This window comes from Betaproteobacteria bacterium (assembly GCA_016194905.1).
In the GTDB taxonomy this organism is placed as follows: domain Bacteria; phylum Pseudomonadota; class Gammaproteobacteria; order Burkholderiales; family JACQAP01; genus JACQAP01.
In genome coordinates, this window is the sequence record JACQAP010000021.1 from 1 (window position 1) to 21,923 (window position 21,923).

Below are 21,923 nucleotides of genomic sequence, written 5' to 3' on the forward strand. Positions count from 1 at the left end.
AATGTCTACTTCGGGCCACTCAAGCTTGGAAGATTGCTTGAGCGCCACATGCGCATCGAGGATGCTTACGGACGCTTAAAGCGACACAATGTGTAACCCATGTCCCCGGACTATTTTGTTACCGATGTCCCCGGCCGCTCACTCTACGCCGCTACCACAATGGTTGTGGCGCACGTGCTGCAACGCCAAATGTTGGCAGATGCGACGGTAGCTACCGGATGCACCGTCTGGTTGCCACAGGACCTGCACTTGTAGCCTTTCCGTTGTGTGCCCGCCGAGGGTTGGTCAAATGCAGACCACCAAACTGCGTGACATGTAGCCGTGGAGCAGTGGTAAGCACCCTTTGAGTATTTGCCCGTGGAGTTGCCGCACTCCGGACACTTGTAACCCTTTGCCATTTTCTACCTCCCTTGTTGTGTTGATGCCCAACGTGCAAGCTCAGCGGACGGCGACGAGGCGCGCAGCGGCGAGTTGACGTTCCGCTGGAGCGCCGGGTTGGGCCGCATTAACTCTCTCCCGGAACAGCGTTGCGTAACAGCATACGACCACCGCGAACCAACAGCACAAGCGCAACAAGCAGCAGCGTGACCAGAGAGACCGCAACGAAAAGATGATGCGTCTGGACTGCTGCAGTCACTGCTACCGCGCCATTGCCGATGAGGATGATGGTGAGAATGACCACGCCAGCGACGGCTTGCTTTGGACTCAACCTGGAACCACGCGAATTAATGCTCATATTTCTGCGGCCCAACGTTTGACTTAAGCGGACCGCCGTAGGCGGGTCCGCTTGAAGGAAGGGTTAGGGCGCTCGCGAAATTGAAGCCGAGTGACAACCACTGTGCCGAACTCGTGCTCTTTGTATTCTTGGTTTTTGGTCTTGTATTTCAAGTCGGGCTCGCTCGAACGAAGACTGATTCTGTGCTCTTCAGGAGCAGACCTGCTTCCGAGAAGCGCTGCCTCTTTGCTTTTGGCCATGTGTGCGAGGCTGGAACGGAGAGGCGACGCATTTGGCTGGCGAAGCGAGAAGGATTCAGAGCTACAGCCGAAGCATGCCAGAACCTGAAACGAAGCGGCAGACGAATAACTCCGACCGTGCGCTTGCCGCAAAGAAACCGACGACTTGCATTGCAACACTTCTTGGACCTGCCTGATTGAAGAGGAAAGCGCCCTAACGTTGCTGGTAACCGGCCCGCGAAAGGAGGCGAAGCCGACTGTAGCGGGTCCGGTTGACCAGCGGGTTAGGCGGCACTCTGGCGGTGTCTGAGCGCGCGTATGTACTCGGCGCAGAAAACTCGTAGCTCGTCATGATGAATCTCCTGAAGGCGAGTCGCAATCGGTTGAAGCTTTGGTGGGATGGAAGACAGGTCGTCGTCTCGCACACAGCTGTAGAGCCAGAAGACCAAGCCTTCGGGAGCAAGTTGGTCCTTGAACAGGTCTGTGTACGCCCCGACGCATTGCATTAGAAGATTCGCGTTGTCGACATCGGTCGCAGCGAGAGTCGCGCTAGGGTCCTTGTCGGCATGCTTGAGAAAGTTTGCCGTCTTGTTTCGATTCCGCCAGTATCGTTGAGCAGACTCCGCGTCGATGGAGACCTTCACATCCTTGATGCTCGAATCCGCTTCGATTGGAAGAACCGCCGCCAGCTCGGCAATTTGGGCCATCAGCTCGGGCCTGCTGGTCATGTGTTTGGGTAAGGTGCCACGCTTGTAGCTCCTAACGGCGTAGAAGATCGATGTCAGATGTGTATCGGCGGCTTCGTCCATGCCACGATCATCCTTAAGATCGGAAAGAAGCCGATAGGCGGCGGATGCAACTGTATGGATGGCGAGCTCGTCCTCCTCCTCGAAGAACAGGCGAATGGCCGCCCGCAACTGGCGCTCTGCAGCGGCAAACTTCGTGACGTGGATAGAGGCGGCCATATTGGGCAAGGTACGGCGGTAATTGTGCTGCCTAACGTGAAGTAGCAATCCCATTGACGGAAAATATCCCGTCAAATTGACGGATAAACTGGCGGCGCACGTGATAACTACTGGATAGTTGAACCAACTCCATTTCGGAAGACCTCCCATACGTCATGATCGTGCCCGATACCAACAGGTCGACGGAAAGCCTACTCTTGGACAGCATCGGGGACAAGATTCCCCTGAAGCGCTACAGCAATAGGACGGGGACCGCTTATGTGGATTGGGTACACCCCCTCTCCCTGCCCTCTCCCGCAAGGGGAGAGGGAACTTGAAAATACACTGCACCTCAAGGATCTTCTTCGCTCAGACCTTCTTCTCGATAGATCGAGAACGGAAAAAACGGATGACCAGTTTGTCGCCCGCTAAAGCGCATCCAAGATCCCTTCTCCCCTTGCGGGAGAGGGCCAGGGAGAGGGGGATGTTAGAATCGTCCCGGGTTCTATTTCTGGAGGGAGCATGAAACGCGTGCTCGTCGCATTGCTGCTGACCGCCTGTAGTTCGCTGTTCGCCGGATCTGCTTTCACCCAGGCCAATCCCGAAGATGCCATGAATGAGGGACTAGGGGCTAGGGATTAGGGGCTAGGGAAGTGCAATGCATCTCTGAACGCGTACGCGCAAAAACACAAAACTCTTTTGGATAAATTCGGAAACTGAACTCGGGATACTCACTCTTAATCCTAGCCCCTAGCCCCTAGCCCCTATGGATCTTCTCTCCGATCGCACCAAACTCGACCGCTATCCGGCGCGCGGCAAGCACGACTTCGCCACCGTTGCCGCGATCCTCGACGAGGGTTTCTTCTGTCACGTCGGTTTCGTGAAGAACGGCCAGCCGTTCGTGATTCCGACCGGCTATGGCCGCAAGGACCGCATGCTCTACATCCACGGCTCCGCTGCCAGCCGCATGCTGACCGAAGCGGGGAAGGGCATAGCGTTGTGCGTGACGGTCACGCTGGTCGACGGACTGGTCCTAGCGCGCGCGGCGTTTCACTCTTCGGTGAACTATCGCTCGGTGGTGATCCTCGGAACGGCCGAGCCGGTCGCCGCCGATGAAAAGGTCGCGGCGCTGAAAACCATCTCCGACCATATCGTGCCCGGCCGTTGGGAAAGCCTGCGTCCCGTGAAGCAGGAGGAGATCGATCAGACCTTGGTGTTGAAGCTCGACATCGTCGAAGCCTCGGCCAAGGTCAGAACCGGCCCGCCGGTCGACGACGAGGAGGACTATGCGTTGCCGATCTGGGCGGGTACGCTCGATCTCGCGGCCCCGGTTGCCACGCCCAACCCCGACGAACGTTTGCAGCCAGGCGTAGCTGTGCCCGCGCACGTGATGCGCTACCGGCGCATCAAATCCTGACCACGAAGTAAACGGTTGCGGCGCCGCAGCCGAGCAGCAACGCGGCGAGCCATAGTTTGCCGTAGCGCGCGGATGCATCCGCCGTTGCGGATGGAATTCAGGCGCCGAGCTGGTCCGCCAGGTCGAGAAAATCGTCGCTGTTGTAGTCGAAAGCGCGATCGGATGCGAGATCCTGTTTCACATGCGGTCCTTTTTCCTTCGGCCGTCGCACGAATGCGGTACGCAGTCCGCAGCGCCTGGCGGCGCGCAGATCATCCTTGTGTGCCGCGACCATCATTACCTCGCCGGGTTTGAAGCCGAGCATCTTCGCGGCGCCGAGATAACTTTCCGGATCGGGTTTGTAGTGATGGAACAGTTCCGCCGACAGAACGCAGTCCCACGGCAATCCGGCGTTCTTGGCCATGTTGGTGAGCAGCGACACGTTGCCGTTGGAAAGCGTGGAAATCACGAACTTCTTCTTCAGGCGTTTGAGTCCGCGTACCGAATCGGGCCACGGGGCGAGCCGGTGCCAGGCGCGATTGAGCTGGTCTTTTTCGGCCTCCTTGAGTCCGCGCATGTCGAACTGCTGCAACAGATCGTCGAGGATCAGCCGATGCAACTGGTCGATGTTCATCCACGGCAACTGACCGGTGCGTACCTTCTGCATGGCGGGCTGGTAGCCGCCTCGCCACGCGTCGGCGAATGCGGCCCAGTCGACGTCCAGACGCTTTTTCGCGCCGAGCGCGCGCCCTTCGCGAATGAGACTGCCGCGCCAGTCGACTACGGTGCCGAATACGTCGAACACCAGCGCGCGTACCTGAGGGGTCTTCATTGTTGTGTTTTTGTCCGTGGTGAGAATGCGCCGGATTATAAACGGCGGTGCGGAACGGACAAAAACCCCCGCGGACGAAGCCGCGGGCCGACTGGGTGAACGTAAGAAAACGGATCAGCGGATGGCGACGCCCCAGGGCAGTTCGCCCACTTTTATTTCAGTGATCGGCTTCAGCGTCTCGGCGTCGATCACGGAAACCGAGTTCGAACGGCCGTTGGCCACATAGAGCTTCCTGCCGTCGGGCGTGATCGCCATGTTCCAGGGGCGCTTGCCGACCGGAATGGTTTCGATGATCTGGTCGGTCGCGGTATCGATCGCCGAAACCGTGGCGTCCTTGCCGTTGGAGATGAACACGCGCTTGCCGTCGGGCCGCACCGCCACGCCATTGGAAAAGTTACCGCCGGGAAGCACGGTCTTGACTTCCTGCTTCGCCATGTCGATCACGTAGATCTTGCTGACGTATTCGGAAGCGACGTAAGCCTTGCTGCCGTCGGGCAGGAAGCCGATGCCGCGCGGGCGCTTGCCCACGGGAATGGCCTTGACCTGCCTGCGCTCGGCGACGCTGATCACGTCGATCTGTTCGGCTTCCTCGGCGCTGACCAGCAGCCACTTGCTGTCCGGGCTGAATACGGCATGCTCCGGGTTCTTGCCTTCGGTCTTGACGCTGAATTCCTTCTTGCCGGTGATCGTGTTGAAGAAGGTGATCGCATTGGTGACTTCGCTGGCCACGACCACCCACTCTCCATCCGGCGAGATGCCCACGCCTTCAGGCGATTCGCCGAGGTCGATCTTGCCGGCGGCTTCGCCCTTGACCAGGTCGATGACGACCAGCGCGTTGTGCGGCTGGTCGCTGACATAGAGCTTGGTACCGTCCTTGCTGACCGCCGATCCCCGTGGCTTCTTGCCCGCGGGAATGGTCTTGATCACCTTGTCGGTCGACGTGTCGATCACGCTGATGGTGCCGCTGCCCTCGTTGGGAACATAGGCATTCGGTCCCGCGACGGCGAGCGAGGCCGCGAGCAGCGGCAATATCGAACAAAAGCTTCTCAACATTTTCATTCAGGTTTCCTTAAGGTTTCTGGCCCATCGTGTACTTGACACCGACCCAGAACGCACGCGGCGCACCGGTCGAGCGGAATTGCTCACCCGTCACATTACTGGCATCAAAAGTCCGCCCCGGACCGTTGAAAAAGTTCTCCCCGAGAACGCCCAGCGTTTCGTAGTCCTTGTCGAAAACATTGTTGATCCGGCCAAAAAACATGAGTTGCTTGGTGTACTGAACCCGCGCGTCCAGATTGACGAGGGTATAGCCCGGCACTTTGCCATTGGCATCCTGGTTATTCTCGTCGCCGCGGGCATACTGGGAAGAGAAAAACATGATATTGGTCCCCATCGAAACGGTTTCGGTAAAATCGACCTCCGCGCGCAGCTTGACAGAATGTACCGGAATGCCGGGAATCTTGTTGCCGGGAGAAACCTGGATATCGCCATTGGCGTCTGCCGAGGAGTTGCTGGGACTGTTCAGCGTCAGCGCGGAAACGAATTTCGCGTCGATGTACCCGTAGTTCATGGCCAGGCTCAGCTTTTGGACGCGTCCGTGAATGCCAAGTTCCAACCCTTGCCGGCGGGTTTTGCCGGCGTTCTGGAAAAAGCCGGCATTCACAGCGCCCCCGCTGGAGATGAAGATGATGTCGTTGTTCAGGTCGGTGCGATAGGCCGCCGCGCTCCATCCAAAGCTTTCAGCCCAACGGCCGCGCGCGCCGATTTCAGTGGTCTTGGCCACCACCTTTTCCAGCGGCGGGTCGGCGAGGAAGTTATTGGGCAAACGGCACGGGGCGGCTGGGTCGGCGCAGGTCAGCTCGATCGGCGTCGGCGCGCGCATGCCCTCGCTATAGGAAACATAGGTGGTCAACGCCGCGCTCGGGTTGAAGTTCAGACCTGCAGCGGGATTGAAGCGCTTGAAGGTATGATCGCCGTTGAGTGGGGCGTCCAGTCCAGTCCTGTCCTTGATCGTGACATTTGCCCAGTTGTATCGGCCTGACAGGGTCAGATGCCACCGCTCGCTGAACGAGTACACGTCCGTGAAATAAAGCCCGTAGTAGTCGTTGGTGGTATCGACATCGGTCTGGAGGGTGGTTACCCCGGAGCCCACTGTCCCGCGATCAGACGTGAAGTCCGCCTCTTCTTCGGTCTGCGAAAAACGGGTCCGGCCGAGATCGGCGCTGGCACCGACGGTGAGATTGTTCTTCTTGCCGCCGAGATCGCCGAGCAAACTCACCTGCAATGAGCCGCCGTAGCCGTTCGTCTCGATCTTGCTGCGATCGTTGAAGGCCTGCGGCTCTCCGGAAGCGAAGCCACCTGCGCATGCAAATGGATTCAGCAAAAGCTTCTCACAGTCGTTGTTGACGTTGCTGCTGAAGTTGTCGTTCGTGTAGCGCCGGTAATAGACATTCCCGGCAAGCAGCCTGTCGGCGGTCAGAAAGTGACTTGCGCGGGCATTCAGAAAGGCGACCTGGTTTTCGTTGCGGTCCGGCCAGGTATAAGCCTGTTTGCGCGTATCCAGCCAGCCGATCGGCAGCGCCTGCGTGCCTTCCAATTTGTTGTCGGCGAGCATCAGCGAGACATCGACATCGGTATCCTCCCGCTCCCATCCCACCTTGCCGAATACGGTCTTGATGCGGCTCGGCGAATGCTCCCGCCAACCATCTTCGTCGAGAAAATTGCCGGCAAGAAACAGGTCTGCCTTCTCGCTGTGAGCGCCATATTCGACTTCGGCAGCCTTCCTGCCCCACGAGCCCCCGGACAATGAAACCGATGCACCCGGGTACTGAAAACCCGACTTCGTGCTCACGGACAGCGCGGCACCCAGCGTGTTGAGGCCGAATACCGGATTGGATCCGGGAATCAGGGTGACGGTGGAAATTGCGTTCTGAGGAATCAGGTCCCAGTTCACCACGTCGCCGAACGGCTCGTTCACGCGCACGCCATCGACGAACACCGACAGGCCTTGTGGCGTGCCGAGCAGCGGGGAAGCGGTGAGACCGCGGAAGTTGACGTCCGGCTGAAACGGGTTGTTCTGCCCATGATTGAGCGTGACACCGCCGAGGTTGTTATCCAGATATTCGGAGAGGTCCAGCGTTTTCTGCTTCTGAATATCGGCGCCGGTGGTGGTTTGTACATTCGCCGGCACTTGGCTGACCGGTACCCCGATTCCCTGGATCGGCGTCGTACCGATGACTTCGACCGTCGGTGCTTCCAGTTCGGCTGCCGGATTGTCAGCGGCGCCGGCCAATCCGAAGGCAAAGGCGAGGGCAACGGAAAGTGCGAAACATGCCCGTGATTTCGGGCAAGTGTGAACGACCATCTTGATTCCTCTCTATTATTATGTTTTGTTACCTGGCGGTAGCTTACCGCTCTCCCCCCGTAACGGCGGACTCGCATGCCTGGCCCGCCTGGCAGGGTAACCCAACGGGCAGGTGAGAGAATCTAAGTGCCGGAGCATGACCCTCGTCAGGGACGGCTTCCCAAGCGCATTGGGAAAAATTCCCAACGTGTGGCTCGGCGGGGTGCCGCAGCGCCATCGGAATGCTCGTGATGCGGGCTGCAAAGTCGTTGCGCGTGGAATTTCCCGGACGGCGTCTGACTTTGGGAATATTTCCCTTGTTGGCCCGGGGAGCTTCCGCTATATAGCTTCTACAGTCCGCTTCGTGCTTCCGGCTTCCTTTCATGAGACCCTTTCGGAACGGCCCGCAAGGGTCCCCGGCCAGCGTAGTGCACCCTTCCCTGCGTCGGGACCTGTTCGTGGTCGGTGCCGTGACGCTGTTGACGTTCGTGTTGTCCAGCGCGTTCGAGTTGAACGAATGGGTCGAGAAACTCACCGGGCCGCATGAGGCCTACCAGGTCGACGAGCTTCCGCTGACGGTCCTGGCAATGGCGATGGCACTGGCCTGGTTCTCCTGGCGCCGATCAAGACAGGTGTTGGAACAAGTGGCATTGCGCCTGGGCAGCGAAGAGCAGTATCGGATGCTGTTCATGGAGAACCTCGCCGGCAATCTGCTGGCGTCGATCGACGGAAAGATCAAGCTTGCCAATCCGGCGGCGGCCGCATTGCTTGGATTCAATGACGCGGGCGAATTGAACGGCCGTTCGCTCGAAGAGTTTTACGTCGAGCGCGAACAATGGGGGATGCATTGCAGCACGCTGCTGCGCGGCGGGAAGATTGAATTGCCGCTGCTGCAACTGAGGCGGAACGATGGCAAGTTTGTACAGGCGGTGGCGAAATTGTCGGCGCGGCTTTCGCCCACGCGTGAACCCGAACTGCACATGTACGTCGCGGATATCACCGACGTAACGCTGATGCAGACCGAGCTTGCGAGTGCGCTGGAAGACAACCGCCGGCTGTCGCAGCGCTCGATGCAGGTGCAGGAAGAGGAGCGCCGCAACCTGGCGCGCGAGCTGCACGACGAATTGGGCCAGAGCCTGAATGCGATCAAGGTCGACGCGGTGACGATTCGCGATCGCAGCGAGAACGCGGTCGAAGTGCGGCGCGGCGCCAAGGCGATCATCGAAGTGTCGGGGCAGGTCTACGACGTGGTTCGCAGCTTGATGCAACGCCTGCGCCCGGTCGCCCTGGACGAACTGGGTTTGCGCTCGGCCGTGGAGTACGGCGTGGAACAGTGGCAGCGCCGCCATCCAGCGGTGCGTTGCAGTTTTGCGGCGCAGGGCGAACTGGACGACCTGAGCGAACAGATGAACATTACTTTGTATCGGCTGGCGCAGGAATGCCTGACCAACGTCGCCAAGCATGCGCAGGCAACGCGTGTGACGATTTCGCTTTCGCGTCCTATCTGCGGCGATCGGAGCGGCGAGGAAGTCCGTTTCGACTTCGAAGACAACGGATGCGGCTTCGATCCGGGCCTGCGCAACCAGGGGCTGGGGCTGGTGGGCCTGCGCGAGCGGGTGGAGGCGTTGGGTGGAAATTTCGATCTGCAAAGCGCGCCGGGTCAGGGTGTCCGCGTAAGTGCATCGATACCTGTGAAAGGCAAGCAATGAACGAATCAAGGGTTACGCCGGTGCGCGTGGTGCTGGTCGACGATCATGCGGTGGTGCGCGAGGGTTATCGCCGCCTGCTTGAACGCACCGACGATATCTCGGTGATCGCCGAGGTGGCCAGCGGCGAGGAGGCTTACCGCGTCGTCTGCGACATGCAGCCGGACGTAACGGTCATGGACATCAATCTACCCGGGATGGGCGGCATCGAAGTGGTACGCCGCGTCGTCGCGCGGCTGCCTGAAGCGAAGATTCTGATGTTCAGCATGCACGAGGACACCGTGTTCTCTTCGCGCGCGTTGCAGGCCGGCGCGCGCGGCTACGTCACCAAGTCGGCTGCGCCGGAAGTGCTGGTCGAAGCCGTGCGCCTGGTGGCGCAGGGCAAGCTCTATATCAGCCACGCGATGGCGCAGGAACTGGCGGTGCAGATGCTGCCCGGCCGGGACAATCCGATCGACGCGCTGTCGGCGCGCGAATTCGAAGTGTTCCGCCTGCTGGTGGCGGGACATTCCCTGCAGGAAATTTCGAGGATCCTGTGCCTGTCCTACAAGACGGTGGCGAACTATCAATCCAACATCAAGCACAAGCTCGACGTCAGCAATACGGCACAAGTCGTGCGCATAGCCCTGAGCCACGGCCTGATCGCGAGCGGTTCCGAATCCGAGGCGTTGCGCAACGAGACCGGTTGAGGTGGGGGGAAAGATCCCCGCCGATGTCCGGCAAGAGTCCCTGTAACCCACGTCTGGCGGCGCATAGTCCTCGTTCCAGGGCTTGTTGACGGGGCATGATGCGCCGCAACGCGCGGGCGGGATTCCCCCAAACGCAATCCCTCGCGCTAAACTCCAATCATGAATCGTACGCTGATACTCAACGTGGTCGGCATGACGCCCGCCCTGCTGGCTCATGCACCGAATCTTGCCGCGCTGGCGAAGCAGGGCGCCGTGCGGCCGTTGCGGACGGTTATGCCGGCCGTGACCACGACGGTGCAATCCACCTTCGTTACCGGCACGCTGCCGCGCGATCATGGCATCGTCGGCAACGGCTGGTATTTCCGCGATCTGTCGGAGATCTGGCTGTGGCGCCAATCCAACCGCCTGGTCGGCGGCGAAAAGTTATGGGACGCCGCCCGCCGGCGCGATCCATCCTTCACCTGCGCCAAGCTGTTCTGGTGGTACAACATGTATTCGACCGCGGACATCGCGGTTACGCCGCGGCCGATGTACCCGGCCGATGGACGCAAGCTTCCCGACATCTATACGCATCCGCCCGGGTTGCGCGACGAATTGCAGCGCTCGCTCGGCCAGTTTCCGCTGTTCCGTTTCTGGGGGCCCGCAGCCGACATCGTTTCCACGCGCTGGATCGGCCAGTCGGCATTGCAGGTGCTGGAGAAGAATCATCCGACCCTGACGCTGGCGTACCTTCCGCATCTCGATTACAACCTGCAGCGCCTCGGCCCGAACCACCCAGCGATCGCACGCGACGTTGCGCAGGTAGACGAGGTCTGCGGCGAGTTGATCGCAGCGGCGCAGCGCGCCGGGATGCACGTCGTCGCGCTCTCCGAGTACGGCATCACCGAAGTATCGAAGCCGGTGCACATCAACCGCGCACTGCGCCAGGCCGGCTGGCTGCGCGTGCGCGACGAACTCGGGCGCGACCAGCTCGATGCCGGCGCATCCGACGCGTTCGCGCTCGCCGATCACCAGATCGCGCATGTCTACGTGGCGCGGCCGGAACTGGTCGACAAGGTTGCCGACCTGCTGCGCTCGCTGCCCGGCGTGGAACGCGTTCTCGACGAAGAGGGCAAGCGCGAGTTCGGCCTGGATCATCCGCGTTCCGGGGAATTGGTGGCGATCTCGCGGGCCGACAGTTGGTTCACGTATTACCATTTCCTGGATGACGCGCGTGCGCCGGACTATGCGCGCACCGTGGATATCCATCGCAAACCGGGCTACGACCCGGTCGAGCTGTTTCTCGATCCCGGGCAGCCGCTGGTCAAGGCGCGCATTGCGTGGAAACTGGTGCAGAAAAAACTTGGGCTTCGTTATCTGATGGACGTGATCTCGCTGGATGCGACGCTCGTCAAAGGCTCGCACGGCCGCCCGACCGACAGTCCGGACGAGGGCCCGCTCTTCATCACGTCGGCGCCGGAACTACTGCAGGAAGGTCCGGTGGCAGCCACCGACGTGAAACGCCTGCTGCTCGAACATGTGTTCTCCGCACGCAGTATGCTGAGGAGGGTGGCATGAGCAGGAAGCAGGGTCTGCCGAAGCGCGGAAGAGGGGCCCGGTACTTGTATGGGGATCTGACCGCGGAGGCAGACATGGGCGGGCCGGCAGCCCCATGCGTCCGTCTCAGGTCGCATCCCCATCAAAAGCGATGTGGCCCCTGCTCCACCTCGTCGGCCGCCCCATCGTTTTTTGATGGGGATGCGACCGCCCGCGATTGCCACCGGCCACCGACACGATGACCTTTGCGATGCGTAGATTCTTAAAAGAGGTGGCGGCATGACGCCCGAACTTCTGCTGAAGCAATGGCTGGAGTCCAGGCTGCCGGCCGATGCCCAAACCTGGCTTGCCGATGCCGCGGCAAAACTGCGCAATGGCAGCGACACCGAGCTATACCGGTCCATCAGCCTGGTTACCCGCAAGATCGGCAAAGCCGACCTCGCGCCCACCACCGCGGAACTGAAACAGGCTGGCGTGGCTCGCGAAGGCTGGAATCCGTCGGACTGGAGCCTGGATCAGGCGGCACGCATTTATCTGCTGCTCATGTCCGGCACGGATGGCGCGACTTTCCTGCGCCGCCTGGACCAGCTCTGCAACACGGCCGACGTCGGCGAGCTCGTGGCCTTTTATCGCGGTCTGCCGCTGTATCCGGATCAATCCCGTTACGTGTTGCGTGCCGCGGAAGGGATACGCACCAACATGAAGGCGGTGTTCGAGGCCGTGGCGCACCGCAATCCGTATCCCGCAGAGCAACTATCCGAGCCTGCCTGGAACCAGATGGTGCTCAAGACATTGTTCATCGGCAGTACGCTGCATCCGATCGTCGATCTGGACCGGCGCGCCAATCCCGTCCTGGCACGCATGCTCTGCGACTATGCCCACGAGCGCTGGGCGGCCGGGCGTCCGATCAGTCCCGAATTGTGGCGCTGCGTCGGGCCACATGCCACCGGCGATATGCTGCGCGACCTCGGGCGCGTTCTCGAAAAGGGCACGGCTCCCGAACGTAATGCGGCGGCGCTGGCGCTGGCGAGTTCGCCCGATCCGGCTGCGACGGGGTTATTGTGGGCGTATCCTGAACTGTCGATTGCCGTAAGCGAAAACAAAGTGAGCTGGCAGACGCTGGCCGGCTCCGCCTGACCTGGTTCGTTTATCTGGAGACTAAACATGCGATTCATCGATCCCCACATTCACATGAGCGCGCGTACCACCGACGATTACGAGCGCATGGCCGCCGCCGGCATCGTTGCCCTGATCGAACCGGCTTTCTGGCTCGGTCAGCCGCGTACCCAGGTCGGCAGCTACATCGATTACCTGTCCAGCCTGGTGGGTTGGGAACGCTTCCGCGCCGCACAATTCGGCATTCACCATTACTGCACCATCGGACTCAACAGCAAGGAAGCCAACAACGAGGCACTGGCGGAACAGGTGCTGGAAGTGCTGCCACGTTATCTGGTGAAGGAGGGCGTGGTGGCGGTCGGAGAGATCGGCTACGACGACCAGACCCCGGTCGAAGACAAGTACTACCGCGCCCAGCTCGCGCTCGCCAAGGAATTCGACATGCTGGTGCAGGTGCATACGCCGCATCGCGACAAGAAGAGCGGTACCATTCGCAGCATGGAAGTCGCCGTGGAGATGGGTGTCAAACCGGAACATGTTGTGATCGACCACAACAATGAAGAGACGGTAAAGGACGTTCTCGACCGCGGCTTCTGGGCGGCGTTCACCATCTATCCGAACACCAAGATGGGCAACGAGCGCATGGTGGAGGTGGCGCGCAAGTATGGCTCCAACCGCATATTCATCGATTCCAGCGCGGACTGGGGCGTATCGGATCCGCTGGCGGTGCCGAAGACCGCACGGCTGATGCTGGATCGGGGCATCGCCGCCAAGGACGTCGAGGCGATCTGCTATGGCAATGCACTCAAGGCGTTCGGCCAGAGCGGGCAGATGAGAGAGGAGCATTGGCTTAATCCGGCGCCGATCGACCAGCGCATGCTGTTCGAGGGAAACTCCGTGCTGCGCGGACAAACACCGCGCGTGGGAGAGCCGGCGATCGTCGAGCGCACCGATTCGGTTGTATTCAAATAGGCCACCACCGCCAATCGCAACAAGAGGAAGCCAATGAGCGTCGAACTGGTCAAGCCAACCGCCGAGCCCGGTATGGAGGCGGTCTACACCCAAGAATTCTCGGTTCGTTACGACTATCCGGTGCATTTCACGGAGCATTTGTTCGCGCGCGGCAATCCGGTGTTCGTGCAATCGATCGTGCGCCGCGAACCGGCCAAGCGCCACCGCATCGTGGTCTTCGTGGATGCCAATGTCGCGGCGAGCTGGCCGACTCTGGTACATGACATCGCCGCCTATGCCGAAGTGCACGCGGAGTCGCTCGAACTGGTCGGCCACCCGGAAGTGGTGGCGGGCGGCGAGCATGTGAAAAACGACCCCGCGTTCGTGACCAGCCTGCAGCGCCGTCTGGTCGAACTCAACCTGGATCGCCACGCTTTCGTGGTCGGAATCGGCGGCGGGGCCTTCCTGGACATGGTCGGCTTCGTTGCGGCCACTACGCATCGCGGCATCCGCCACATCCGTGTGCCCACCACGGTGCTCGGCCAGAACGATTCGGGCGTCGGCGTGAAAAACGGCATCAATGCGTTCGGCATGAAGAATCTGCTTGGTGTGTTCGCCCCGCCGTTCGCGGTGCTGAACGACACCGACTTCCTGCGCACGCTGCACCCGCGCGACAAGATCGCCGGCATTGCCGAGGCGGTGAAAGTCTCGCTGATTCGCGACGGGTTGTTTTTCGAATGGCTGGAAGGAAACGCGGAAGCGTTGCGCGAATGCGCGCCGGCGGCGATGGCCCGCATGATCCGGCGCTGCGCGGAACTTCACATGCGCCAGATCGCGCACGGCGGCGACCCGTTCGAAACCGGCAGCGCGCGGCCGCTCGACTATGGCCACTGGTCGGCGCACAAACTGGAAGGGCTGACCGCCCATGAATTGCGCCATGGTGAAGCGGTGGCGATCGGCCTGGCGCTCGACACGCGCTATTCGGTACAGATCGGCATGCTGGCGGCAGGCGGTGAAGAGCGCGTGTACAAGCTGCTCAAGCGCCTTGGCTTCTACCTGTGGCATCCGGCGATGGAGACCCGCGACGAGCAGAGCCGTCTGATCATCCTGCGCGGCATCGAAGAATTCCGCGAGCATCTCGGCGGCGAACTGACCATCACGCTGCTGCGCGATATCGGCCGCGGCGAAGAAGTGCATGCCATGGACAACAACGAAATCCTGCATGCGATGACGTGGCTGCGCCGGAAAGAGACCGGACAGTGAAGATCGGCGCGGACGGCGCTCACCTGACGTACTGCAGCAACATCCATCCCGGCGAATCGTGGGCCGACGTGCGTGCCAACATCGAACGCTACTTTCCCGCGGTGCGCGACCGCGTGGCGCCGGAAGTAATGTTCGGCATAGGCCTGCGCCTGTCGGCGCGCGCCGCGCGCGAACTGAGCAGCGGCAATGCGCTCGCCGAGTTCCGCGAATTCCTGGCCCGCAAAAAACTCTACGTCTTTACCATCAACGGTTTTCCCTACGGACCTTTCCACGGCACGCGGGTCAAGGAGGAGGTTTATCTTCCCGACTGGCGCGACGAAGAGAGGTTGCGTTACACCGACGAACTGGCGGAACTGCTGGTGCAACTGTTGCCCGACGGCGTCGAAGGCAGCATCAGTACCGTGCCGGGTGCGTTCAAGCCGGCCATGCAAGGCGGCGCGGACATCGAGCGCATTGCCGCCAACATGGTGCGGCATGTCGCGAAGCTGGTGGAGATCAAACGCCGCAGCGGCCGGCACATCGCGCTGGCGATCGAGCCGGAACCGCATTGTTTCCTGGAAACGGTCGACGAAAGCGTCCGTTTTTTCCAGGGGCATCTGTTCGGTGCGGACGCGGTACGCCGCCTGGGCGAACTCACCGGCCTGGATCGCCAGGCCGCCGCGACGGCGCTGCGCGACCATGTCGGCCTGTGTCTGGACCTGTGTCACGCAGCGGTCGAGTTCGAAGACCCGGCCGGCTGTATTCGCGATCTGCGGGACGCCGGCATTCGCGTGACCAAACTGCAGATCAGCGCCGGCCTGCGCCTGCCGGAATTGACGCAGGAAGCGGTGACGGCATTGAAGCAGTTCGACGACCCGGTCTATCTGCACCAGGTTGTGGAAGAAGGCCCTGACGGCATCAGGCGCTACGCCGACCTGCCGGAAGCGCTGGCGACCGCAACGGGCAAGGCGGACGGACGCGAATGGCGCGTGCACTGCCATGTGCCGATTTTCATGGACAACCTTGGCGCATTCTCATCGACGCGCTCCTTCATCAGCGAAGTGCTCGGTATCCATCGCCTGCATCCGGTGTCTGCGCATCTGGAAGTGGAGACCTATACCTGGAATGTCCTTCCCGAACATCTGCGCGCCGGCGACATGGAGCAGGCCATCGCGCGTGAGCTGAACTGGGTTAAAGAGGTTCTAGCGGCATGAGCAGGAAGCAGGGTCTGCCGGAGCGCGGAGGAGGGTTCGGCAAAGCGCGGAGCAGGGGCCCGCTTGCGGGATGCGACCGTGGAGCCGAACATTGGGCGCGCCAATTTTTTTGCCGAACCCTGTGCGCGCCTCCCGGGTCGGATCCCCGCAAGCGGGGCCCCTCCTCCGCCGTACGGTGCGCCCCATGCGTTTATGGGGATCTGACCGCGGAGGCAGACATTAGCGGCCGGCAGCCCCATGCGTCCGTCTCAGGTCGCATCCCCATCAAAATCGATGTGGCCCCTGCTCCACCTCGTCGGCCGCCCCGCGTACCGTTGCGGGGATGCGACCGCCCGCGATTGCCGCCAGCCACCGACAGGAAAGCCTGCGCGATACTCCGATCATAAAAGAGGTGGCCGCATGAAGCTGTCCGTCGCGCTGAAACTTGGGCGCGTGTCCAATCTGCCGACGGTCTGGTCGAACGTTCTCACCGGCATGGCGCTGGCGGGCACCGCAACGGCGGACCGCCGTCTGCTGCTGCTGGTCATCTCTCTCTCGTTGTTCTACGTCGGCGGCATGTTCCTCAACGACGCGTTCGATCACGGCTTCGATGCGAAGGCGCGGCCGGAGCGTCCCATTCCTTCCGGCGAGGTCAGCGCGGCGCAGGTCCATGCTTTCGGCTTCGGCATGATGGCTGCGGGACTTGCCCTGCTTGCCTGGGTGGGCTATGACCATGAACCGTTTACGCAATGGCGACCGGTCGCGGCGGGGTTTGCGCTGGCTGCGGCCATCGTGTTCTACAACTGGCATCACAAGAACAATCCGCTGAGCCCGCTGATCATGGGTGTGTGCCGGATGTTGGTGTACCTGACAGCCGCGTTAGCCGTAACCGCGATCGTTCCCCGGCAAGTGATCGTCGCTGCCGTGGTCCTGCTCTGCTATCTGATCGGGCTGACCTACGCGGCGAAGAAAGAACATCTCGGTCGTCTGGAGAATAGTTGGCCGCTCGCTTTTCTGGCCGTGCCGGCGATCTATGGAATTTATCTCGCGCCGGCACAGCCGGTCGTCGCATTGCCCCTGTTGTTGCTGGCTGCATGGATGTTTTACGCGCTGTGGCTCCTGCGCCGGCGCAAGCCAGGCGACGTACCGCGTGCCGTGGTGAGCCTGATCGCCGGCATCTCTCTGCTCGACGCGATGCTGCTGGCCGGGGCCGGCCACATTCCGTTCGCGTGTCTGGCGGTCGCGGCGTTCGTCATCACGCTCGCGCTGCAACGCTGGATTTCCGGCACTTGAGTTTTGTATCCAGTTCAAGAGCGTTGACGCAACAGCTTCAGCTCCAAGTGTTCCCTTGAGTGTTTGACCTCAAGGGCGCAGAGGGGTAAAGAGAGGGCGCAAAGAAAAGCAAACACGCGCAACTATTAAAAAACACACTTTTCTAGCCCCTTGTAACGGACAAAATCATGGTCGACGAGAAAATCAAGGTACGTGTCACCGAAACGGGTCAGATCCTCGACGTGGTTGTGCTGAACAAGCGCGCCGAACGCATACAGATCGTTCTCGGCGAAGGCATCCATAACGTCAAATGCGATCTTTCCCCTACCCGTAACGGGATGGGCTACGCCGGCAGTGCGATGGGGCGCGAGCTCATTTACGAGCGCAGCCGCGATCAGGTTCAGGCCGACATCGACCGGCTCAACCCGGCCCTGCGTAAATCGCGTTGAAACCCATCAACCGGCGGGCTGCAAGCCGCTGAGGTCGTCATGCTCATAGTCCTTGCCATTGTGTTGATCGCGACATTTGCATTTCTGGCGTCGGTCCATGTGTACTGGGCGTTCGGCGGGCGGTTTGCCAAGGTGGCGGCCATTCCCGAGTTGCGCGGCGCGCCCTCGTTCGTTCCCGGCCGCATAGCGACGCTGCTCGTCGCGTGTTGTTTATTCGTCTGCGCCGCACTCATCGGCGCAGCCACCGGATTCATCGATGCTCCCGTCCCGGCGATGGTTATCCAGTGGGGCTGCTTCGGACTGGCGCTGCTGCTGCTGTTGCGGGCGATCGGCGACTTCCGCCTGGTGGGCTTCTTCAAGACTGTCCGTGGCAGCCGGTTCGCCTGGCTAGACTCCGCGTTGTATTCCCCGTTGTGCCTGGCGTTGGCTCTGGGTGTGTTTCTTGTTGCCTGGAAGGCTGCTGCCTGAAGAGCGACCGCGCATCCTGACTGGATCGTCGGGGATCGGAAAACGCGACCTCGGACCGACGTCCGCGGACGATTCAGTTATGCTTTGCGCAAAGGGCGATTTCCAGACCCAGAGGGAGTTTTCCCGGGAGGAGCATTTCGTGACGAAGGCGGTTGGGTTCGGCGGCCTCGGGTCGATGGGTGCGTCCTTTGCGGTGAAAAGATTTTCCGCCATCGTGCGGCTCGTCGCATCGATGGCGTTTGTTCTTCACTGCGGTGTCGCGATATCCGCCGAGCCGATCAGGGTCGCGTTTTTCGGCTCGCTCAGCGGCCCTTTCGCGCTGCAGGGCGAGGAGACGCTGAAGAATCTCCAGGCCGCCGCGGATTTTGTCAACGCGCGGGGAGGGGCGCTCGACGGGCGCAAGCTGGAGATCGTGCCCTTCGACAACAAGGGTAATCCGCAGGAATCCCTGATCGTCCTGAAACAGGCTATCGACCGGGACATCCGCTTAGTCGTTTCGGGGGTGTCGAATGTCGCGCACGCGCTCAGCGACGCGCTGGAAAAACACAATCAGCGCAACCCGGAAAAAGCGGTATTGTTCCTCGACTACGGCGCGCTCGACCCGGCGCTCACCGAAGGCAAGTGCAGCTTCTGGCATTTCCGCTTCGAATCGCATGCCGAGATGCAGGTCGGCGTGCTTACCGACTACGTCGCGAAGCTGGCTTCGGTGAAGAAGGTCTACCTCATCAACCAGGACTACGCCCACGGCCAGGCGGTGAGCCGCGCCTCGGTCGAAATGCTGGCGAAAAAGCGGCCAGACATCGAGGTCGTTGCGAACGACTTCGTGCCGCTTGGAAAGGTGAAGGACTTCGCGCCCTACGTCGCCAAGATCCGTGCTTCCGGCGCGGACAGCGTGATGACCGGAAGCTGGGGCAATGACCTGTCGTTGTTGATCAAGGCGGGCAACGAAGCGGGATTGAACGTCAACTACTACACGCTGCTCGCGGCTTTCTTTGGCACGCCTTCCGCGATCGGGCCGTCCGGCGTGGGCAGGGTGAAGACCATTTACGCCTGGAACATCAATGCCGCCGATCCGGCATGGGAGAAAGCCCTCCTGGAGTACAAGGCGAAGTACCACAGCGTCACGAATATGGATTACCTGCCGGTGTTCCGGGCCATGGAGATGCTGGCCTCGGCCATGAAGAAGGCAGGCACGGACGATCCGATGAAAGTGGCTTACGCGATGGAAGGGCTGGAGTACGCCGGCCCGAGCGGGGAATCCTGGATGCGTACCGAGGACCATCAATTGATCGCGCCGATCTATGTGCTGGGCCTCGCCAAGTCCGGTGCGCCGGGCGTGAAGCACGATTCGGAAGGAACCGGACTGGGGTGGAAGGCCGAGGCGCTGATCCATGCGCGGGACACCATCCCGCCGATACGCTGCAAGATGGAGCGGCCGCCGATGTAAGGTGTTTCGCCGGACAATCCGAAGATGGTAGTGGATGCGGTGCTGAGCATGATTGCCCAGGCAAGGACGAAAGGCAACTAAGCCGTTTTCCCCGGGGGCGAGCCTCGGTTAGAATTACTCCGCACCCGTGACCATCAAACGACCGGGACTTTCGAACCCGGCGTTCCGAGGAGAAGAAAACTATGGCAAGTAAAATCAAAAAAGATCCCGCAAAGCTGCGTTCCCGCAAATGGTTCGCCAATGCGGACAACCCCAATATGACGGCGCTGTACCTCGAGCGCTACATGAACTGGGGGCTGAAGCGCGAGGAACTGCAAGCCGGCAAGCCGATCATCGGCATTGCACAGTCGGGTTCGGACCTGTCTCCCTGTAACCGTCATCATCTCGAACTCGCCCATCGCGTGCGTGAGGGCATTCGCGAAGCCGGCGGCATCGCCTTCGAGTTTCCGGTGCACCCGATCCAGGAAACCGGCAAGCGCCCGACCGCCTCGCTCGACCGCAACCTCTGCTACCTCGGACTGGTGGAGACGCTGTACGGTTATTTCATCGACGGCGTCGTGCTGACGACCGGTTGCGACAAGACCACCCCGGCACAGTTGATGGCGGCGTCGACCGTGGACATCCCGGCCATCGTGCTCTCCGGCGGGCCGATGCTGAACGGCTGGTTCCGCGGCGAGCGCACCGGCTCCGGCACCATCGTCTGGAAGGCGCGCGAATTGCTGGCAACGGGCGAAATCAACGACGAGGAATTCATCGAGCTGATCGCCTCCTCCGCGCCGTCGACGGGCCACTGCAACACCATGGGCACGGCGTCGACCATGAACTCGCTGGCGGAGGCGCTCGGCATGTCACTGCCCGGCGGCGCCGCGATTCCGGCCCCGCACAAGGATCGCGCGGTGAACGCCTACGAAAGCGGCAAGCGCATCGTCGAGATGGTGTGGGAAGACCTGCGCCCGTCCAAGATCATGACGCGCGAAGCTTTCGAGAACGTCATCGTCGTCAACTCCGCGATCGGCGGTTCGACCAATGCGCCGATCCATTTCAACGCCATCGCGCGCCACATCGGCGTCAAGCTCGACAACAACGACTGGGAAAAGATCGGCTACGACATCCCGCTGCTGGTGAACGTGCAACCCGCGGGGGAGTACCTGGGCGAGGAATACCATCGCGCCGGCGGCGTGCCCGCGGTGGTCAACGAACTGATCAAGGCCGGCAAGATCCGCAAGAACGCGCTGACCGTCAACGGCAAGACGTTGTACGAGAACTGCAGGAAGACCCCGGTCCAGGACGAGCTGGTGATCTGGCCTTACAAGAAGCCGATGAAGCAGAAAGCCGGCTTCCTCAACCTCAAAGGCAACCTGTTCGACAGCGCGATCATGAAGACCAGCGTGATCTCCGAGGCCTTCCGCAAGCGCTACCTGTCCAACAAGAAAGACCCGAATGCATGGGAAGGCCGCGCCATCGTGTTCGACGGCCCCGAGGACTACCACCACCGCATCGACGACCCGAAGCTGAAGATCGACGACAACTGCATGCTGTTCGTGCGTGGCACCGGTCCGAAGGGTTATCCCGGCGCCGCCGAAGTGGTGAACATGCAACCGCCCGCGAAACTGATCAAGCAGGGCATCACCGAACTGCCGTGCATCGGCGACGGCCGTCAGTCGGGCACCTCCGGATCGCCTTCGATCCTGAATGCCTCGCCGGAAGCGGCCAGCATGGGCGGCCTCGCCATTCTGAAAACAGGTGACCGTGTGCGTATTGACCTGAACAAACGCACGGCGAACATCCTCATCAGCAAGGCGGAGTACTCGCGGCGCATGAAGGCGCTGGAGAAACAGGGCGGCTTCAAGAGCCCGGCCAGCCAGACGCCATGGCAGGAAATCCAGCGCGGCATGGTCGACGAACTCTCGTTGGGAATGGTGCTCAAGCCGGCGGTGAAGTATCAGCGGATTTCCACGAGCAAGGGCGTGCCGCGGGACAATCACTAGCGTTAGGGGCTAGGGGAGAGGGACTAGGGGCTAGGGACGAGGGGTTACGGCCGACCGATGGCCGGCCATAAACGCGTTCAACGCAAAGGACGCAAAGAGAAAGGAAAGGTACGCGAAGGAAAACTCGCGTTGGGTAGATCAAAGTGCGGCTATAAAGTATATGCCCGACCCTCGCGCTTGCGCTGTACCTAGGAGAGAGGCGAACTGTGTTCTCGCACGTTTCTGCCCTCTTTATCAAGAATAGAGGCAGGCGCAGGCGCGCCGCTGCGGGCGCATCCAGCGCCTCGCTCTCACTACTGGCAATAATTTGCATGACGACTCCATGCGTTTATGGGCCGAATGGAGCCATGGGAAAGGATTGCTAGCCAGGCCTCAGTCGGTCACGGATCAGTGACAA

At 61.2% G+C, this 21,923-nt stretch carries 18 protein-coding genes; 13 read left to right on the forward strand and 5 right to left on the reverse strand.

The genetic code is table 11. The features are described 5' to 3' along the window. Window positions 1-505 precede the first annotated feature (505 nt). Window positions 506-736 carry a hypothetical protein gene (locus HY067_14175; GenBank protein ID MBI3529101.1) on the reverse strand — a complete coding sequence of 77 codons (231 nt, stop codon included), beginning with the start codon at window positions 734-736 and terminating at the stop codon, window positions 506-508. A gap of 502 nt (window positions 737-1,238) precedes the next feature. Further along, window positions 1,239-1,919: a hypothetical protein gene (locus tag HY067_14180; GenBank protein MBI3529102.1), complete on the reverse strand. Its 681-nt coding sequence runs from the start codon at window positions 1,917-1,919 to the stop codon at window positions 1,239-1,241. Between the two features lie 745 nt (window positions 1,920-2,664). On the opposite strand from HY067_14180, the gene HY067_14185 reads away from it, so the two are divergent. After that, the gene (locus tag HY067_14185) at window positions 2,665-3,315 is read left to right on the forward strand and encodes a pyridoxamine 5'-phosphate oxidase family protein (GenBank protein ID MBI3529103.1); all 651 of its coding nucleotides are present in this window, start codon (window positions 2,665-2,667) and stop codon (window positions 3,313-3,315) included. Between the two features lie 97 nt (window positions 3,316-3,412). Here the strand turns inward: HY067_14185 and HY067_14190 are convergent, their stop codons facing one another. From HY067_14190 to HY067_14200, 3 genes are all read right to left on the reverse strand, one after another. Next, window positions 3,413-4,126, reverse strand: a complete 714-nt coding sequence (locus HY067_14190) for a haloacid dehalogenase type II (GenBank protein MBI3529104.1) — start codon at window positions 4,124-4,126, stop codon at window positions 3,413-3,415. A gap of 114 nt (window positions 4,127-4,240) precedes the next feature. Further along, on the reverse strand, window positions 4,241-5,185 hold the full coding sequence (locus HY067_14195) for a beta-propeller fold lactonase family protein (GenBank protein ID MBI3529105.1): 945 nt from the start codon (window positions 5,183-5,185) through the stop codon (window positions 4,241-4,243). 10 nt (window positions 5,186-5,195) lie between these two features. Next, the gene (locus HY067_14200) at window positions 5,196-7,490 is read right to left on the reverse strand and encodes a TonB-dependent receptor (GenBank protein MBI3529106.1); all 2,295 of its coding nucleotides are present in this window, start codon (window positions 7,488-7,490) and stop codon (window positions 5,196-5,198) included. A gap of 362 nt (window positions 7,491-7,852) precedes the next feature. On the opposite strand from HY067_14200, the gene HY067_14205 reads away from it, so the two are divergent. From HY067_14205 to HY067_14260, 12 genes are all read left to right on the forward strand, one after another. Next, window positions 7,853-9,178: a PAS domain S-box protein gene (locus HY067_14205; protein ID MBI3529107.1), complete on the forward strand. Its 1,326-nt coding sequence runs from the start codon at window positions 7,853-7,855 to the stop codon at window positions 9,176-9,178. Next, a complete protein-coding gene (locus tag HY067_14210; GenBank protein ID MBI3529108.1) occupies window positions 9,175-9,864 on the forward strand; it encodes a response regulator transcription factor in 690 nt (229 codons plus the stop codon). Before HY067_14205 ends, HY067_14210 begins: the two co-directional genes overlap by 4 nt. A gap of 159 nt (window positions 9,865-10,023) precedes the next feature. Next, window positions 10,024-11,421: an alkaline phosphatase family protein gene (locus tag HY067_14215; protein MBI3529109.1), complete on the forward strand. Its 1,398-nt coding sequence runs from the start codon at window positions 10,024-10,026 to the stop codon at window positions 11,419-11,421. Window positions 11,422-11,679: 258 nt separating this feature from the next. Beyond that, window positions 11,680-12,537 carry an EboA domain-containing protein gene (locus HY067_14220; protein MBI3529110.1) on the forward strand — a complete coding sequence of 286 codons (858 nt, stop codon included), beginning with the start codon at window positions 11,680-11,682 and terminating at the stop codon, window positions 12,535-12,537. A gap of 27 nt (window positions 12,538-12,564) precedes the next feature. Further along, entirely contained in the window at window positions 12,565-13,488 is a 924-nt protein-coding gene (locus tag HY067_14225) for a TatD family hydrolase (protein MBI3529111.1), read from the forward strand. A 72-nt stretch (window positions 13,489-13,560) separates the two neighbouring features. Continuing rightward, window positions 13,561-14,730: a 3-dehydroquinate synthase gene (locus tag HY067_14230; protein MBI3529112.1), complete on the forward strand. Its 1,170-nt coding sequence runs from the start codon at window positions 13,561-13,563 to the stop codon at window positions 14,728-14,730. Next, window positions 14,727-15,923 (forward strand): metabolite traffic protein EboE, encoded by a 1,197-nt coding sequence (gene eboE / locus HY067_14235; GenBank protein ID MBI3529113.1) that lies wholly within the window; start codon window positions 14,727-14,729, stop codon window positions 15,921-15,923. Before HY067_14230 ends, eboE begins: the two co-directional genes overlap by 4 nt. 399 nt (window positions 15,924-16,322) lie before the next feature. Continuing rightward, complete coding sequence (locus HY067_14240; protein MBI3529114.1) at window positions 16,323-17,195, forward strand: UbiA family prenyltransferase; 873 nt, start codon at window positions 16,323-16,325, stop codon at window positions 17,193-17,195. A 167-nt stretch (window positions 17,196-17,362) separates the two neighbouring features. Then, window positions 17,363-17,623 (forward strand): hypothetical protein, encoded by a 261-nt coding sequence (locus HY067_14245; protein ID MBI3529115.1) that lies wholly within the window; start codon window positions 17,363-17,365, stop codon window positions 17,621-17,623. A gap of 39 nt (window positions 17,624-17,662) precedes the next feature. Beyond that, window positions 17,663-18,091: a DUF3995 domain-containing protein gene (locus HY067_14250; protein MBI3529116.1), complete on the forward strand. Its 429-nt coding sequence runs from the start codon at window positions 17,663-17,665 to the stop codon at window positions 18,089-18,091. A 139-nt stretch (window positions 18,092-18,230) separates the two neighbouring features. Then, the gene (locus HY067_14255; GenBank protein ID MBI3529117.1) at window positions 18,231-19,538 is read left to right on the forward strand and encodes a branched-chain amino acid ABC transporter substrate-binding protein; all 1,308 of its coding nucleotides are present in this window, start codon (window positions 18,231-18,233) and stop codon (window positions 19,536-19,538) included. Between the two features lie 182 nt (window positions 19,539-19,720). Next, window positions 19,721-21,526, forward strand: a complete 1,806-nt coding sequence (locus tag HY067_14260) for a dihydroxy-acid dehydratase family protein (GenBank protein ID MBI3529118.1) — start codon at window positions 19,721-19,723, stop codon at window positions 21,524-21,526. Window positions 21,527-21,923: the final 397 nt, after the last annotated feature.

Coding starts and splice junctions, on each gene's coding strand:
- HY067_14175 (MBI3529101.1), bottom strand. CDS start 736: ATGAGCATTAATTCGCGTGGTTCCAGGTTGAGTCCAAAGCAAGCCGTC.
- HY067_14180 (MBI3529102.1), bottom strand. CDS start 1,919: ATGGCCGCCTCTATCCACGTCACGAAGTTTGCCGCTGCAGAGCGCCAG.
- HY067_14185 (MBI3529103.1), top strand. CDS start 2,665: ATGGATCTTCTCTCCGATCGCACCAAACTCGACCGCTATCCGGCGCGC.
- HY067_14190 (MBI3529104.1), bottom strand. CDS start 4,126: ATGAAGACCCCTCAGGTACGCGCGCTGGTGTTCGACGTATTCGGCACC.
- HY067_14195 (MBI3529105.1), bottom strand. CDS start 5,185: ATGAAAATGTTGAGAAGCTTTTGTTCGATATTGCCGCTGCTCGCGGCC.
- HY067_14200 (MBI3529106.1), bottom strand. CDS start 7,490: ATGGTCGTTCACACTTGCCCGAAATCACGGGCATGTTTCGCACTTTCC.
- HY067_14205 (MBI3529107.1), top strand. CDS start 7,853: ATGAGACCCTTTCGGAACGGCCCGCAAGGGTCCCCGGCCAGCGTAGTG.
- HY067_14210 (MBI3529108.1), top strand. CDS start 9,175: ATGAACGAATCAAGGGTTACGCCGGTGCGCGTGGTGCTGGTCGACGAT.
- HY067_14215 (MBI3529109.1), top strand. CDS start 10,024: ATGAATCGTACGCTGATACTCAACGTGGTCGGCATGACGCCCGCCCTG.
- HY067_14220 (MBI3529110.1), top strand. CDS start 11,680: ATGACGCCCGAACTTCTGCTGAAGCAATGGCTGGAGTCCAGGCTGCCG.
- HY067_14225 (MBI3529111.1), top strand. CDS start 12,565: ATGCGATTCATCGATCCCCACATTCACATGAGCGCGCGTACCACCGAC.
- HY067_14230 (MBI3529112.1), top strand. CDS start 13,561: ATGGAGGCGGTCTACACCCAAGAATTCTCGGTTCGTTACGACTATCCG.
- HY067_14240 (MBI3529114.1), top strand. CDS start 16,323: ATGAAGCTGTCCGTCGCGCTGAAACTTGGGCGCGTGTCCAATCTGCCG.
- HY067_14245 (MBI3529115.1), top strand. CDS start 17,363: ATGGTCGACGAGAAAATCAAGGTACGTGTCACCGAAACGGGTCAGATC.
- HY067_14250 (MBI3529116.1), top strand. CDS start 17,663: ATGCTCATAGTCCTTGCCATTGTGTTGATCGCGACATTTGCATTTCTG.
- HY067_14260 (MBI3529118.1), top strand. CDS start 19,721: ATGGCAAGTAAAATCAAAAAAGATCCCGCAAAGCTGCGTTCCCGCAAA.